The organism is Gracilibacillus phocaeensis, assembly GCF_900626275.1.
Lineage (GTDB): Bacteria > Bacillota > Bacilli > Bacillales > Amphibacillaceae > Gracilibacillus > Gracilibacillus timonensis.
This window is the reverse complement of record NZ_LR131144.1, coordinates 1,621,086-1,636,580: the sequence shown is the minus strand read 5'-3', so window position 1 is coordinate 1,636,580 and position 15,495 is coordinate 1,621,086. Positions and strand designations below refer to the sequence as shown.

21 protein-coding genes and 2 other annotated features are annotated in these 15,495 nt (G+C 39.5%); of the genes, 16 read left to right on the top strand and 5 right to left on the bottom strand.

From position 1 onward, the window contains the following. Positions 1-4 precede the first annotated feature (4 nt). From nrdR to thrS, 5 genes are all read left to right on the top strand, one after another. Complete coding sequence (nrdR, locus tag E0E32_RS15625) at positions 5-472, top strand: transcriptional regulator NrdR (RefSeq protein ID WP_066194689.1); 468 nt, start codon at positions 5-7, stop codon at positions 470-472. Positions 473-494: 22 nt separating this feature from the next. Then, positions 495-1,847 carry a replication initiation and membrane attachment family protein gene (locus tag E0E32_RS15620; protein WP_066194687.1) on the top strand — a complete coding sequence of 451 codons (1,353 nt, stop codon included), beginning with the start codon at positions 495-497 and terminating at the stop codon, positions 1,845-1,847. Between the two features lie 11 nt (positions 1,848-1,858). Next, on the top strand, positions 1,859-2,785 hold the full coding sequence (dnaI, locus tag E0E32_RS15615) for a primosomal protein DnaI (RefSeq protein ID WP_130860127.1): 927 nt from the start codon (positions 1,859-1,861) through the stop codon (positions 2,783-2,785). A 113-nt stretch (positions 2,786-2,898) separates the two neighbouring features. Further along, complete coding sequence (gene ytxC / locus E0E32_RS15610; RefSeq protein ID WP_286171947.1) at positions 2,899-3,768, top strand: sporulation protein YtxC; 870 nt, start codon at positions 2,899-2,901, stop codon at positions 3,766-3,768. A gap of 77 nt (positions 3,769-3,845) precedes the next feature. Then, positions 3,846-4,082, top strand: a binding site (T-box leader). Between the two features lie 99 nt (positions 4,083-4,181). Next, on the top strand, positions 4,182-6,128 hold the full coding sequence (gene thrS / locus E0E32_RS15605; RefSeq protein WP_130860126.1) for a threonine--tRNA ligase: 1,947 nt from the start codon (positions 4,182-4,184) through the stop codon (positions 6,126-6,128). Positions 6,129-6,198: 70 nt separating this feature from the next. On the opposite strand, the gene E0E32_RS15600 is transcribed toward thrS, so the two are convergent. From E0E32_RS15600 to E0E32_RS15585, 4 genes are all read right to left on the bottom strand, one after another. Then, positions 6,199-6,591, bottom strand: a complete 393-nt coding sequence (locus E0E32_RS15600; protein WP_130860125.1) for a hypothetical protein — start codon at positions 6,589-6,591, stop codon at positions 6,199-6,201. Between the two features lie 96 nt (positions 6,592-6,687). Then, positions 6,688-6,981 (bottom strand): hypothetical protein, encoded by a 294-nt coding sequence (locus E0E32_RS15595; RefSeq protein ID WP_130860124.1) that lies wholly within the window; start codon positions 6,979-6,981, stop codon positions 6,688-6,690. Positions 6,982-7,116: 135 nt separating this feature from the next. Continuing rightward, positions 7,117-7,719 carry an NAD(P)H-dependent oxidoreductase gene (locus E0E32_RS15590; protein WP_130860123.1) on the bottom strand — a complete coding sequence of 201 codons (603 nt, stop codon included), beginning with the start codon at positions 7,717-7,719 and terminating at the stop codon, positions 7,117-7,119. Between the two features lie 135 nt (positions 7,720-7,854). After that, the gene (locus E0E32_RS15585) at positions 7,855-8,049 is read right to left on the bottom strand and encodes a hypothetical protein (RefSeq protein ID WP_130860122.1); all 195 of its coding nucleotides are present in this window, start codon (positions 8,047-8,049) and stop codon (positions 7,855-7,857) included. Positions 8,050-8,478: 429 nt separating this feature from the next. Between E0E32_RS15585 and E0E32_RS15580 the strand changes: the two genes are divergently transcribed. The 9 genes from E0E32_RS15580 to E0E32_RS15540 all read left to right on the top strand — a co-directional run bounded on the left by E0E32_RS15580 (position 8,479) and on the right by E0E32_RS15540 (position 13,295). Continuing rightward, positions 8,479-8,916, top strand: coding sequence for a hypothetical protein (locus E0E32_RS15580; protein WP_130860121.1), 438 nt, complete (start codon positions 8,479-8,481; stop codon positions 8,914-8,916). Positions 8,917-8,996: 80 nt separating this feature from the next. Beyond that, positions 8,997-9,127 (top strand) — a sequence feature (ribosomal protein L20 leader region). Between the two features lie 83 nt (positions 9,128-9,210). Then, positions 9,211-9,717, top strand: a complete 507-nt coding sequence (infC, locus tag E0E32_RS15575) for a translation initiation factor IF-3 (protein WP_066194663.1) — start codon at positions 9,211-9,213, stop codon at positions 9,715-9,717. Positions 9,718-9,771: 54 nt separating this feature from the next. After that, positions 9,772-9,966 (top strand): 50S ribosomal protein L35, encoded by a 195-nt coding sequence (gene rpmI / locus E0E32_RS15570; RefSeq protein WP_066194660.1) that lies wholly within the window; start codon positions 9,772-9,774, stop codon positions 9,964-9,966. A gap of 65 nt (positions 9,967-10,031) precedes the next feature. Continuing rightward, positions 10,032-10,388, top strand: a complete 357-nt coding sequence (gene rplT, locus E0E32_RS15565) for a 50S ribosomal protein L20 (RefSeq protein WP_066194657.1) — start codon at positions 10,032-10,034, stop codon at positions 10,386-10,388. 238 nt (positions 10,389-10,626) lie between these two features. After that, positions 10,627-10,824, top strand: a complete 198-nt coding sequence (locus tag E0E32_RS15560) for a hypothetical protein (protein WP_066194652.1) — start codon at positions 10,627-10,629, stop codon at positions 10,822-10,824. 58 nt (positions 10,825-10,882) lie between these two features. Further along, the gene (locus tag E0E32_RS15555; RefSeq protein WP_130860120.1) at positions 10,883-11,134 is read left to right on the top strand and encodes a hypothetical protein; all 252 of its coding nucleotides are present in this window, start codon (positions 10,883-10,885) and stop codon (positions 11,132-11,134) included. A gap of 469 nt (positions 11,135-11,603) precedes the next feature. Beyond that, positions 11,604-12,350, top strand: a complete 747-nt coding sequence (locus E0E32_RS15550) for a DUF3784 domain-containing protein (protein WP_165445047.1) — start codon at positions 11,604-11,606, stop codon at positions 12,348-12,350. Next, the gene (locus E0E32_RS15545; RefSeq protein ID WP_130860118.1) at positions 12,347-12,598 is read left to right on the top strand and encodes a DUF1294 domain-containing protein; all 252 of its coding nucleotides are present in this window, start codon (positions 12,347-12,349) and stop codon (positions 12,596-12,598) included. The genes E0E32_RS15550 and E0E32_RS15545 overlap by 4 nt, the downstream gene beginning before the upstream one ends. A 121-nt stretch (positions 12,599-12,719) precedes the next feature. Next, a complete protein-coding gene (locus E0E32_RS15540; protein ID WP_078060164.1) occupies positions 12,720-13,295 on the top strand; it encodes a TVP38/TMEM64 family protein in 576 nt (191 codons plus the stop codon). A gap of 2 nt (positions 13,296-13,297) precedes the next feature. Here E0E32_RS15540 and E0E32_RS15535 read toward each other — a convergent pair whose 3' ends face one another. Continuing rightward, positions 13,298-13,681, bottom strand: coding sequence for a sigma-w pathway protein ysdB (locus E0E32_RS15535; protein ID WP_066194633.1), 384 nt, complete (start codon positions 13,679-13,681; stop codon positions 13,298-13,300). Between the two features lie 146 nt (positions 13,682-13,827). On the opposite strand from E0E32_RS15535, the gene E0E32_RS15530 reads away from it, so the two are divergent. Together E0E32_RS15530 and E0E32_RS15525 are read left to right on the top strand one after the other, a co-directional pair. Further along, positions 13,828-14,313: a dUTP diphosphatase gene (locus tag E0E32_RS15530; protein WP_130860117.1), complete on the top strand. Its 486-nt coding sequence runs from the start codon at positions 13,828-13,830 to the stop codon at positions 14,311-14,313. A 20-nt stretch (positions 14,314-14,333) separates the two neighbouring features. Beyond that, positions 14,334-15,416, top strand: a complete 1,083-nt coding sequence (locus E0E32_RS15525) for a M42 family metallopeptidase (RefSeq protein ID WP_066194628.1) — start codon at positions 14,334-14,336, stop codon at positions 15,414-15,416. Positions 15,417-15,495: the final 79 nt, after the last annotated feature.

Sequence of the window (15,495 nt, the reverse complement as noted above, 5' to 3'; positions counted from 1 at the left end):
GATTGTGCGATGTCCTCATTGTCACTATAAGAATACCAAAGTCTTAGACTCAAGGCCCATTGAAGAAGGTCGCACGATACGCCGCCGTAGAGAGTGTGAATCGTGTCATTTTCGTTTCACTACCTTTGAGCGGATCGAAGAGGTACCACTTATAGTAGTAAAAAAAGAAGGCACTCGAGAAGAATACAGCAGAGATAAACTGTTAAGGGGTCTGATCAGGGCCTGTGAAAAACGTCCAGTTGCGTTAGAGGAATTAGAGAATATAGCGATAGAAATCGAGACTGAATTACGAAATCGCGGTACATCAGAGGTAAAAAGTGATGAAATCGGCGAAATGGTAATGGATCGTCTGGTAGATGTCGATGAAGTCGCCTATGTACGATTTGCTTCGGTATATCGTCAGTTTAAGGATATCAGTGTGTTTCTTGATGAATTGAAGGATTTGATACGTACAGATAAGAACGAAGGATAAAGAATAAAGGGGCTATGTATATATGCAACTAGGAGATATCGGAAAAATACTACCATCAGAATTATATATAGTCGAGATGTCCAATGATGTTCCATTATCTTATACCAATTCACTAACGCACCTTTATCAGCCGTTGATAGGAATGGAAGCATTAACCCTGTATCAAACCTTATATACGGAAGCGGCCTTGACAGAAGAATATCAAACCCATCACCAATTAATGTCCTATATTTCTTTACCATTGGATCGGCTGTATCGAGCCAGAAGAAAGCTGGAAGCAATCGGCTTACTGCAAACTTTTGAACAGGAACATCAGGGGAATAAAGCCTTTCATTATTTGCTACATCCGCCTTTGTCACCAGAACGATTTCTCAACGATGATTTCTTAAATCATCTGCTGTATCATCAACTTGGCAGCGAGAAATATAAGAAAGTACAAGCGATCTTTCGCAAACATAAGCGAACAAGTCAGGAAAAAGAAACAACAGCAAAATTCACGGAAGTTTTCCCATTTGCTGGTGAGTCAGGGGCTCCCTCTATAGAATCGGTAGAATCACGACCAGCCATTCCCATCGATAATGAAGTAGACTTCGAATGGCTGGAGCAAGTATTAAGGCAGCGGATGCTTCCCGTTGACACTATCTTGACCAAACAGGCGAAACAGATTATTAACCAGATGTATGTAGCCTATGAACTTCATAATCAAGACATTGAAAAGGCACTGCTTTGGGCGATCAATGAGGAAAACCAATTACAGATTGAAGAATTCAAGCAGGCATGTATGGATTTGATACCACGTGCTTCGTCGGATTCCTCAAATAAGGTAACCAATCAGCAAAAGGTGATCAGTTCGGCGTCTGTCGCCAAACCGGAAACGAAAGAAGAACAATTTATCGATATGCTGGAGCATATCTCGCCAAAAAAACTGTTAGAGGATCAATTGGATGGACATCAAGCCTCCAGGCAGGAACTGCGCATGATTAGTGATATTATGACAAATCAAGGGCTTAATCCTGGCGTGATGAATGTATTGATTCATTATGTGATGTTAAAGACAGATATGAAACTTTCCAAGGCCTATATGGAGAAGATAGCCAGTCATTGGGCACGTAAAAATGTAAAAACGGTCCGTCAGGCGATGACATTAGCTAAGTCGGAAAACAAAAAATATCAGCAATGGACAACCAATACGAAGAGTAATCAACGATACCGTCAGACGAGTCCCAAAAAAGATATCGTGCCAGAATGGTATAAGAAACAGAAACAGCAGCAACAACCAAAACAAACACCAAGCACCGAAGAAAAAGCAAAAACGGCCAAGGAAGCGGATGAAATGCTGGCGAACTATTTAGCAAATCAGGCTAATCAAGAATAAAGGTGATAAAGATGGAGCCGATCCAATCAGCAATGAAAAAATGGATGAACTCGAATAAAAAAATGCAAGAGCAATTTGTCGCTCAACGTAATCAGGTGATCAATGATCCTGAGATAAAGAGACGATTGAGCGAGCATGTCGAGTTGGATGAACAAGATATTAACCGGCATTTGATGAAATTATATGAGTATCAACAAGCCTCCAAAGATTGTCATGATTGCCCTCATTTAGAAGGGTGCATCAATATTCTAAAGGGATACACGCCCCATCTGGATATCAATGGAAAGGATATTTCTTTGCGTTATGAGAAATGTCCCAATAAACTTCATGAGGAAGAACAAGTCCAAAAAGAATCGCTGGTCCACAGTTTATATATTCCGAAGCAAATTAAGCAGGCAAAACTGGAAGACCTTGATGCCTCCAGCTATGAGCGTAAAGATGTGATCAAACAGATCATTGAATTTGTGGAAGCGAGTAAGGCAGGGGATTTTCATCAAGGTTTGTATATCTACGGGCAATTCGGTACAGGTAAATCATATATTTTAGGGGTCATTGCCAATGAACTTAAAAAACATGATATTCCTACCGATATCATTTATATGCCGGAATTTGTCAGAGAAATGAAGGCCTCGATTGGAAATGATACCTTACAAGAAAAAATAGAACGATTCAAACAAGTACCAGTACTGATGTTGGATGATATTGGCGCAGAATCGATCTCACCTTGGTTTCGTGATGAGGTGCTCGGAGCGATCTTGCAATATCGTATGATGGAAGAGCTGCCCATATTTTTCACGTCCAATTACGATCTCGATCAGCTGGAAAGCCACTTAGCAACGAATAATCGCGGCGATGTCGAGACGATTAAAGCGGGGAGAATTATTGAGCGGATCAAACAGCTGAGCCAGCCAATCGAATTAATGAATCGTTACCGCTAGTTATCATTGTTGCTACCATACTTTTTTACAGGACTTCTGTCTAATCCTTAGACAGGAGTTATTTTTTTGCCTTTTCATCCATATAATATACCAGTTTGATGGTGATAAGGGTGATGATTACTATGGTAATGCAGATTCAATTTACAGAGGAACAAGAGGCTTCCATGTTTTACAAGCTAGTAAAACAAGATGAGCAATGGACAGCCTTTAGGAGGAGAAGTACAAGAAAGACAATTCAAGCTGTTCCGGCGGCTTCGATGGAAGGAGAGGAAGAGACGTGGAAGCTGGCATGCCTGCTCACAAAAGTTTTTACCGAATGGCGTGAGATGAACATGATCCAGCAAATACTTAGGAAAAAATACTATTTTTCATTAGAGGAAGAAATCGAAAGGATCACATTAATTGCTATTTCGCTATTAGATAAAGAGGAGACCTTCTATGAGGAAAGGGTACATCAACATGAATTGCGTGATACGTTAACGGCATTATTTCAGCTACAATTAAATCGAGAAATCATATCCTTTGATTCGATTGTACAGTTCAGACTGCACCCTTACTTTGAACAATTAACCGAATTGGTAGGACTAGCTATTGATGAATTTAAACGAGAAGAGGACCATCAGGCGTTTATTCAATCGATTAGAGAGTTTATCAGCAAAAAACCTCCTGAGGTAGAAGCGGTGCATGTTTTGCAAGGCAAGCAGTTTCAGATTTATCGGGATAGCGGGGAACTCTATACGACATCTGATTTTAAAAAGTTACAATCGTTATTTCCTTTGTTTATTTTTGGTTTGGAACAGGAGGAGTGGAATATTTCTCCATTGATTATGCTTAGTCCTCAGCAGATATTTATCTATGGGGAGGATCCGCTCGAACCAAAGACACATACGATGATGAATATTTTTCAGGAAAGGTGTTCTTTTCATGATTCTTGTTATTTCCCTTTTTACCCCAATGATGATCGAGTGACAAGTGGAGAATAGTATGCCGATTTTATTTTCAGAATGAGGATCTTGCTTTTTTTTATCTGAATCGTTATAATAAGTGTCATAGTTAGGATAAAAATGCTTAGATGAGGACAAGATAGTTTGTCTGCGATACGAACAGAGAAGGAAGTACCAGCTGAAAACTTCCTGTATCAGCTACTCCCTATTACCACCTCGGAGCACTGCTAAGGAACGCGTACCGCTACTATTTAGCAGCGATTCATCATCGTTATCGATTTGTTTTCAATGAGCTGCGCATTTGTTGTGCAGAAAATTGGGTGGAACCACGGGTAACCACACTCGTCCCTTTACACGTTAGTAGAGGGGCGGGTGTTTTTTAATGTGAAAATAGGTGCAGAGCATATGAAAATAAAACAAGTACAATCGATCTAGAAAAGGAGTGCAAGAAAATGAGTCAGATTCATATTACTTTTCCCGATGGCTCCATTAAGGGTTTTGATAAGGGAACAACAGGAGAAGAGATTGCCGCCTCTATTTCTCCAGGCTTAAAAAAACAGGCGTTAGCCATTAAATTAGATCAGCAATTATATGATCTTCGTGCACCGCTGGAGACAGACGGCGTGATCGAGATTATCACGATTAAAACAGACGAGGGCTTGGATATTTTACGTCACTCTACTGCTCACTTGATGGCACAAGCGATTAAGCGGCTGTACAATCACGTGCAGTTAGGGGTAGGCCCGACTATTGAAGATGGCTTCTATTATGATATTGATATGGAAGAGGCGATTACCCCAGAAGATTTGCCACGTATTGAAAAAGAAATGAAGCGGATTGTCGATGAAAACTTAGAAATTGTTAGAGAAGAAGTAACACGCGATGAGGCAAGAGCATTATTTGCAGAGATAGGTGATGATCTGAAATTAGAATTGCTCGATGCGATTCCAGAGGAGGAGACAGTGACGATCTATCGTCAAGGGGAATTCTTCGATCTTTGTCGTGGTGTTCACGTACCGCAAACCAGTAAAATCAAAGTCTTTAAACTGTTAAGTATCTCTGGAGCCTATTGGCGTGGCGACAGTAATAATAAGATGCTGCAGCGAATTTACGGAACAGCCTTTGAAAAGCAAAGTCAATTAGACGAATATTTACGTCTTCGTGAAGAGGCAAAGGAACGGGATCATCGTAAATTAGGAAAAGAGCTCGGTATTTTTACCGTATCCCAAAAGGTAGGCCAAGGATTACCGCTTTGGCTACCAAAAGGGGCAACGATTCGACGCACCATCGAACGTTATATTGTTGATTTGGAAGAACGCTTAGGTTATGATCATGTCTATACACCGGTGCTTGGAAGTAAGGAATTGTATGTAACCAGTGGACACTGGGATCATTACAGTGAAGATAACTTCCCGCCAATGAAGATGGATAATGAGGAGTTAATTTTACGTCCAATGAATTGTCCACACCATATGATGATCTATAAAAATGAGCTGTACAGTTACCGTAATCTTCCTGTCCGTATTGCTGAACTGGGCATGATGCATCGTCATGAAATGTCCGGAGCTTTGGCTGGCTTGCAGCGTGTTCGGGCCATGACATTAAACGATGCCCATATCTTTGCTCGTCCTGATCAATTGAAAGAAGAATTTATTCGAGTCGTGCAATTGATCGAGAATGTTTATAAAGATTTTGGCATTGATAAATATTATTTCCGCTTATCTTATCGTGATCCAGAAGATACGGAAAAGTATATCGATAACGATGAAATGTGGGAAAAGGCGCAAAGCTTATTGAAAGAAACCATGGATGATATGAAATTGGACTATGTGGAAGCAGAAGGGGAAGCAGCCTTCTATGGTCCGAAATTGGATGTACAGGTAAAAACGGCCCTAGGTAAGGACGAAACCTTATCGACGGTTCAGCTTGATTTCAACTCACCAGAGAAGTTTGATTTAACTTATATTGGTGAAGATGGAAAAGAACATCGACCAGTCGTTATCCACCGAGGTGTTGTGTCTACCATGGAACGCTTTGTAGCCTTTTTATTGGAAGAATACAAAGGAGCCTTGCCAACTTGGCTCGCACCAATTCAAGCTCGGATTATTCCTGTATCGGCTGATGCCCACACCGACTATGCCAAAAAAGTGGAAGATGAGCTGCGTGAAGCGGGCGTAAGGGTCGAAATCGATCATCGTGATGAGAAAATCGGTTATAAGATTCGCGAGGCCCAAACTGCCAAGATTCCATTTGCCTTAGTCGTAGGGGATAAGGAAGTAGAAGCGAAGGCAGTTAATGTTCGCCGTTATGGCGAGCAGCAGTCTGAGACGATGTCTTTAAATGAATTCCAGGCATTAATTACTAATGAAATTCAGAATAAGGTTTTGCGGAAAAAATAAGTAAACGAAAAATCCGATCCATAATGGGTCGGATTTTTAATAGACTTAGCAGCATGTGAAGTAACTTTGGCTAATAGGCGACAGTGACGGATTGTTTGAAATGGAATAGTAACATAACGATACCGATAGCAGCGAGAGCAAGCAAGAAGATGCCAATAGAAAAAATAGTGATAAAACCTGTAAAAAGAAATAAGGATATCGCCATCAATTCACCGGGGATATGTTTTTTAGGAAAGCTGATGCCTGCCAATAGCATACTGATAAAGATAAGAAACCAATAGATGATAGCTGGTACGGCAGTAATGACTGCTGGTGAGATCAAATAACTAATCATAAAAGCACTGATCCCCAGCCATAGCACAGCCTGAACGATCAGAAAGAAATGGTCTTGCATGTGTTTCTGCCATAGTAAATAGCCTGACAGTGATAACAACAGCCATGATAATAAGAATATACCAATCATGTTAATCCCTCCCTCGTTACAGAATCATGAAAATAAAAAGTGAAAGCCTATAACGATGAAGGGGCTTTCCCTTTTTGATACATTCCATTGAAAAAGTCATTCATTGGCAGTATTAGTTATTTTTAATTTCATCAGTAGAACGAAGGTGATCAGTACCATCAAGGTAGGCAGTAAATTAGCGGCTAGTAACTCGGTCATCATTAAATCGGCGCTGATAATCTCGGGGAATAAATAGGTGACGATAAGAAATACGACAGCACCAGTCAAAGCGGGTGTGATTGCGATGAAGTTTTTCAACTTGCCCTTGGGTGGATCGAAAAAGGTTCTCAAAATCGCATAAAGGGCTACAAAAACAACGAGAAACAACAGTAGTGTTTGTACAGCTTGCAACTTTATTCACCTCCCATATTTACCATAGTATATCATACCTATACAGCGCTTTCAATTTAACTTTACAAGATGATATAAATCATAGCTGGGTCTAAGCGAAGGGAGCACTTACCTCCGCTTAGACCCAGTCTCATTTTACAATTCCATTATTCTTTTCTCTGCATCTTGTAAATATCGTTCTAGTTCTTCTGTTGTTAGATAAGGTACGCTGCCGTAAAAAACATGATCGATTACTTCGACATCATTCCCATTAAATAACCATCCAGATGTCAAGGTGCGGATCGGTGCGGTTAATGGATTTTCTTTTCCGTCTATTTGCTGTGGCTGTCCTGTTGGTGTGAAGAATAAGGCGCGTTTTCCTGCAAATCGATCGGCGACTGTTTCATCATCAAAACTGTAGGCAAAGCCATGCTGAAAGACACGATCAAAATACCCCTTCATCATTGCGGGCATACCGTTCCACCAACTTGGAAAAATATAAAGATACAGGTCACTCTCTAGCATATATTGCATTTCTGCCTGCACATCGGCCGGAAATTCTTTATTCTCCCTTACAAACACATCATCTTCAATATGAATCATCTCTGGCCCCGTTAAGATCGGTTGAAAGTCCATTTTATAGAGATCCCTTACGTTTACTTGATAACCTTTAGCCACTAATGTCTTGGTGATGCGCTCCAATAAGGCATGTGAGAAACTTTCTTCTCTTGGGTGACAAAATACAATCAATGCTTTCATAGCAAGCACTCCTTTTGTTCAATTATTCACAAGTATTATTTACAGGATATCATAAATAGGTAAGGAGTTCAATATAATTATGTGATTTTATTCACATTTAAACTTCATCATAATAAGCGTTAGCTGTCTATTATGCTAACGTTTATGGGTAGCTTCAGATTCAGCTATCTCTTTCTTTTTTTCGTAGATGACATCGATGATAAAGGGGGCCAGAGAAGCTATCAATGCAATATACAATCCATATTCTTTAGGAAGGGAATAAATACAGACTGCCAAAATGATAAATATTAGCAGTTTCACTTTCCAAAGATAAGTTTTTTTCTTCAGCATTGATCAGCCTCCTTATAATAATCGGCTTCTGTTCGTTATAAGCGAATGTCATGATGGAGCGCGCAATTTACTGCGGTATCAATGACTTCCTTCATCCTGTCCATCATGTTTCATTCGCTTGATGAACTCCCAACCAACCAAAAGACTTACCATCATCATTACCGAACCATGGATAGGATGGCCAGTAGAGAGATTAAGCCATGCGACCAACAGCGATAAAATGAGAGAAAGCGAGAGAATCATCCAACACACCTTCTTTATATGTAGTAATTTATTCACATGATAACATGTATAATATTTGATGTCATCTGATGGAAGAAAAATAGGTTCATGATTTCCATCTGATAAAAAAGATAAAACGATGATGATATACTATTTATAGTATGGTATGATGATGATCAAATGAGACTTAGTGGAGGAAACAGTATCATGCAATCATTTGTAAGATTAAATATGTTAAGCATAATCCATGCGCTTGTACTGCTTATCCCAATCGAACTAATGCTCAACGTTCACAGAATAGCTCGACTGTTGAACTGGGATGGCGATCAAGCAGCTATACTTTTAATTATTATTTCCCTTATCGCTATTATAATAGGCACGATATTCGTATTATTCCTAACCAACAGATGGTTTAAGCAAAGTAATGGGAGATTTTGGACACTGCTTCTTTGGTTCCCCTATTTTCTCCTACTCATCTTTATCGTAGCTTGTTTATTTCCGATGACGAACCCAGGAGACGATCCTGGCCCTGGAGCGGGCTTGATTTTAATCTTTGTAATATTGTTATTTCCTGTATATGTTTTGGTCATCAATCTATGCATTCCGTTATCCGATTGGAAAAGGGCTACTGTAAATAACATCTAACCAAAAGATTCAATAAAACAAGTTGACAAAGCAATACCTACATGGTAAACTATGTTAGGTAAATTAAATATGATCACTTAAAAGACAAGTAGAAGCACCCGCTTCTCACCTGATTGACGCTTAAGGCAGTTGACAGGTAACAGATCCGAGCATTTAGTAATGAAATGAGGACGTGTGGGTGCCGTATGTGTACCGACGCTTTTTTTATGGAAAAATGACACTTGTCTAGTACCATTGATCATGTTTCATTACGTTTTTATTATATTTCGGAGGTGGCTGATTATTAGCAAAGATATGAATGTCAATGAGAATATTCGTGCACGTGAAGTGCGTCTCATTGATTCTAACGGGGATCAATTAGGAGTAAAATCTCGTCAAGAAGCATTAGACATCGCTCAAACAAGAAATCTTGATTTAGTATTGGTGGCGCCCAAAGCAAAACCGCCCGTATGCCGAATCATGGATTACGGTAAATACCGTTTTGAGCAGCAAAAGAAAGAAAAAGAAGCACGCAAAAAACAAAAAGTGATCAACGTGAAAGAAGTTCGACTTAGCCCAAGCATTGAAGAACATGACTTCAATACCAAGTTACGTAACGCACGTAAATTCTTGGAGAAGGGCGATAAGGTAAAAGTATCGATCCGTTTCCGTGGTCGTGCGATCATGCACAAAGAATTAGGTCAAAAAGTGCTGGAACGCATGGCGGAAGCATGTAAGGATGTTTCAACGGTTGAACAGCGGGCGAAGATGGAAGGTCGCAGTATGTTCCTTATGCTTGGACCAGTAAACGAAAAGAAATAACTCGCTATTCGTGCACGTAGTTAAATAGATTCTAGTTTCAAGGAGGAAGTAATCATGCCAAAGATGAAAACACACAGCGGTACAGCGAAAAGAATGAAAAGAACAGGTTCTGGGAAGCTCAAACGTTCCCACGCATATACAAGTCACATGTTCGCCAACAAGTCGCAAAAGCAAAAGCGTAAGTTACGTAAATCAGCGATTGTGTCTGCTGGAGATCAGCGACGTATTAACCAAATGCTACCTAAATAAGGTAGTCAAACGTACAACAAAAACAGGAACAACAGATTCGTTGATTTATACAGGAGGGGTTTAAAATGGCACGTGTTAAAGGTGGAACAGTTACACGTAAGCGTCGTAAACGTATATTAAAGTTAGCTAAAGGATATTATGGTTCGAAACATGCACTATTCAAAACAGCAAAACAACAGGTAATGAAATCAGGTCAGTATGCATACCGTGACCGTCGTCAGAAAAAACGTGATTTCCGTAAGCTATGGATTGCGCGTATTAACGCAGCGGCACGTTTAAATGATCTTTCTTACAGCCGTTTCATGCATGGCTTAAAGCTTGCTGGTGTAGAAGTAAATCGTAAAATGCTAGCAGATATTGCCATTAACGACGAAAAAGCATTTGCACAATTAGCAGATCAAGCAAAATCTGCTTTAAAATAAGTTACTCAAGGGCGCTTCACATGTGAGTGAGGTGTCCTTTTTTCGTGTTAGAACGCAAAAAAGCGGGAACAGAAGAAATTCTAATCTTTTTTGCTGGAGCTAAAGTATATGTATGATGATTGAGAAATTATGTAATACGTGATATGATGTAAATATAAGATGACTAATATTAAATGGATTGCATATACTGATTACCAAAAGGTGGTGATTAGTATTGAGGAGAAAAGGAGGATACAGTATGGATACTAACACTCCTGTGAAAAGATCTGCAAAAGCGGTTAGAGAAGATTTACATGGACGTGAATTAAGAGCTATTTCCAAACAGATTGATATTACTAAATTAAATGATCAAGAGGTATTGCCAGTAGACTCTCTAGGAAACGTAGATATTCAACCGGACCATCCTGATTATAAGTATTGGACGGAAGATGATTGATGAAAGAAGGCTATATTTACCGATTCGGTTCCCATATGAAGAAAGGCAGGAGGCGAAAATGCGTCCTGTCTTAATTATTGTCCTATCCGATGATGGAAATCAAGCTTTAGGTTTAAAAATAACAGGCAGTCCGCGTTACAATAGAATTCCAATTATAAATAGTCCTTATTCAGGGTTAACCAAAAGATCATATGTACAATTTGATCGCTATAAAAAGTTTGAAAATATTCATATAAAAGAAATTGGAGTTTTGAGCAAACAAGATTTTAAGAATATAACACGAACATTTATAAAATATCACGATTTATAAATAAAATATTATTTTATTACATATTTCCTCCCCACTTGAATGATTCCGCTGTGGTAAAGCGAGACTTATCAGGATGTTTATGGATCGTTGTTTTCCATATCCACGATGGATTACCTCCTCTATAGCCGGAAAACTCATGAACCCTTAACGCTGTGGTAAATCGTATTTGATCGTTGATTTGTTGAAATTCATAAGTGAAGTCACCTTTAGATATCCTCTTCTTTTCCATCTCCAGTCATTTTCTTACCTTTCTATATAAGTTAAGTTGAATTAAATAATGTCTTATGAATCTGATAGTGCTCTTGATCTATTTATGCGGTATGATCAGGAGATTATGCGAGCAAAGGCTTGCTTGTCACACGTTTTTGTTACATTTATAGTTCAACTTATGTAGAGAAAAAATACCATGAAACAAAACAATCTCCCAAACCGTATACATCGTTACCAGCATAAAAAATGAGGGATGATAATGGAAAAAGGACAAATTCTATTTATTATATTAATGGGATGGGCTGTGCTTATTTACGGGGGACTTACCTTTTTGATCGCCAAAAAAAAGGATCTCTCCTTAATTAACGGGTTTATCAAGCGTTCGGAAGAAGAAAAGAAGTATCTTATGGAAAATGGCTATGTAGATGCCATCGGAAAGCTGTTAACTTATAGCTTTTTCTTATTTTTGCTTAGTTATATTTTAGGGATCTTCCAAGTGCCATATGGCGTATCAATCGGTATAGGCATGTTTTTATTGGTTGTGATGACTGGTATCGTATGGATCAATCGCTACGAGGTACCAGCTAAGCGTAAAAAAGGCTACTGGATTAATGGCAGTATCGCCGTGGTGACGATTGTATTTGTTGCTGTTTTAACTGGTTATGGATATGTGACAACCGAGATTACCGTAACCAATGATGGCATAACGATAGATGGTATGTATGGTGAGGAGCTTGCTTGGGAAGATATTCAAACCGTGGAGATGAGGGATCAAGCGCCAACGATTACGGCAAGGACCAATGGATTTGCGATGGCCAATCAATGGAAAGGCAGGTTCCTGGTTGAAGAATATGATTCCTCGGTTATCTTGTTTATTAGTGGTGAGCAGACGCCTTATCTTTATATAGAAACCGATCAAGATACGATTATTTTTAACCGTTCAACGACAGAGGAGACAGAAGAGATTTATCAAGCAATGACCACATTTAAGGATGGGGAAACATGATTATTTATTTGGCACTTATTAATTACATCGCATTTATTATGATGAAAAGGGATAAGCGTAAGGCAGAAAAACAAAAATGGCGCACACCAGAAGCCCATCTTTGGCTGGTGGCACTGATTGGCGGATCCTTTGGAGCAACATTGGCGATGTTTCAATTTCGACACAAAACCAGGCATCTACTGTTTCGTTTCGGATTGCCGTTGTTAACGATTGTGCAGATTGGATTGATTATTTATTATTTTAACTGAAGGGTAGCGTCATTCTTTTCCTGAAAAAGGATGTCTGCGAAGACAAACAGCCTGTCTGCATAGCCTTTACAGGTATAATCCCCTCCAAACCATCATAAGATGGAAGGGAGGGGTGATGGGAATGACGGTGGAGTTTATCAGTCAATTAGAGGTGAAGGAGAGCTATGTATTCGTAGCACCAGTGTTATTTATTCTCGTGCATTTGTTGCGCCCCATCTTGTTTGTACCAGTCCTAATGGTTTGTGTGACTGGAGGAATGGTATTTGGTTTCGCAGCAGGAAGTATTTATTCCATCATTGGTTTGGTGGTCTCCAGCATTGGCTTTTATTGCTTGATTAAGCTATTACCGATGCTAGAAAAGTCATGTAGGAAGATGGAAGAAAAATGGTTGAAGAATCAAATCCATTTAAACACCCTCCAAATTATGATCTTACGTATGCTACCATTTATGCATTTTCATTTACTGTCCTTTTGCATTTATAAAAAATCTCGTAATTTTGCTTCTTATCTATGTACCACGCTTATATCCGTAATTCCGGTTGCCATCTTATACACATTGCTAGGACAATCGATTCAAGCTGTGTCCATTTACTATGCCATACCGATCATTGCGCTAATGCTGTTATTAACATACCTTGTTCGCAGAAAGCAAGCGATCATCAAATGGCATCAATTCTTTTCAGAGACTGCTGCTTAATCTTATGGAAGCAGCAGTCTATTCATCGGATAACGCCACTCAATCTTGGCATGTGCATAACGAATCAATATCTCTTGTTCTAAAAAATACATATCTTGCCGCTCAAACCGATTTAAATTCTCAGGATTATGGATATGCATCACGATGTTTGTCACTTCAAATGCGTCCTCCGTCGCACCTACATACTTTTCCCCTTCAAACAAATATCCTTTATACGCAATAAAGAAATTTCGCTTAATATCATCATTTTGATCTAAAAAATAAAAATCTTTTCGCTTCTGGGCTAGTGCTAGCTTACGGTTAGGGCTAATCCAGTATTGATATCCTGTATATAATAATACAATGATAGCTGCTAAAATTAATACCCGAAAAAGAATGATGATCATCCTTCTCCACCTCCTGACGATAAAAGGGCTCGTTACATTATGTACGAATGAGTGGAAGCATTGGTTTCAAAAATATCATAGAATCATGTTATAATAATAGAAGTTGTTCCAAAGAGAAAAATTCAGCAAGACAAAAGGAGTATAATATGAACTGGAAGACACTTTTCGACATGCAGAAAGAATTGGACCACTATATTTTAACACAACATGACTTGCAAACGGAAAATATTTTTGATAAAAAGGTCTTAGCGCTCTTAGTAGAGATTGGTGAACTCGCTAATGAAACACGTTGCTTTAAATATTGGAGCGTCAAACCGCCGAGCAAGAAACCAGTCATTGCCGAGGAGTATGTAGATGGGATTCATTTTATCCTATCACTTGGTTTAGATCTTGGACTGGACACCTATGAATCAGACGATAAAGCAAGCGATCATGATGTAACCACGTTGTTTCATCAAGTATTTCAGGCAATAACAACCCTGAAGGCAGACAAATCGTTGACGACCTATCGAACCTTATTCGATACATATGTAAGCCTTGGTCAGGTTTTAGGTTTTTCTCCCGAGGATATAAAAAAAGCCTATATGGATAAGAATAAGATTAACTTTGAACGACAAAATCAAGGTTACTAAATGGCAGGAGGATGTAGGATATGACAAACAAGGAACAGTTAGACATGTTAAAAGAATTAACGGATGCAAGGTCTATCCCTGGTGATGAAAAAGAAGCGCGTGAAGTAATGAAAAAATGGATTACCCCGTATGCCGATCGGGTGTATACCGACCATTTAGGCAGCTTGATCGCGGAGAAGAATGGCGACGCTAGTGGTCCTAAGGTGATGGTTGCTGGACACTTAGATGAGGTTGGTTTCATGGTGACAAGAATTGATGAGAAAGGCTTTGTCTATTTCCAAACCGTTGGCGGCTGGTGGGGACAGGTTATGCTAGCTCAACGAGTGACGGTATTGACTAAAAAAGGTGATGTGACTGGTATTATCGGCTCGAAACCTCCGCATATTTTATCAGCCGAAGCCCGCAAGAAGCCCGTTGAAATCAAGGATATGTTTATTGACATCGGGGCAACGAGTAAAGAAGAAGCAGCCGATTTTGGGGTGAAACCAGGCGATTCGATCGTCCCGTATTTCGAATTTACGCAGTTAAAAAATGAAAAGTTGTTATTGGCGAAGGCATGGGATAATCGAATTGGCTGCGCGATTGCGATTGAAGTATTACGTCGCTTGGAAGGACAAGATCATCCTAACCGTGTCTATGGTGCGGCAACGGTTCAAGAAGAAGTCGGATTGCGCGGGGCGAAGACGTCTGCTTATACGATTGAACCAGATATTGCTTTTGGGGTGGATGTTGGAATTGCTGGTGACACACCAGGCGTATCCGATAAGGATGCAGATAGTAAAATCGGAGAGGGCCCACAAATTGTTTTATACGATGCAAGCATGGTATCTCATAAAGGTTTAAGGGATCTGGTTGTTGATACAGCCGATCAGCACGATATCCCTTACCAATACACGACCATGCCAGGCGGAGGTACAGATTCAGGTTCGATTCATTTAACAGCTAATGGGGTACCGGCCTTGTCGATCACCGTAGCTACGCGCTATATCCATACGCACGCAGCAATACTGCACCAAGATGATTTCGAACATGCTGTACAATTAATTGTGGAAGTGATCAAACAATTGGATAGTAAAACAGTGAAACAACTTACCTTTGCATAATGGCGAAAAGACGTACCAACTTTTATAAGTTGGTGCGTCTTTTAATGGAACGATATTTCCTTTTTAAAAAGTCTTGCCT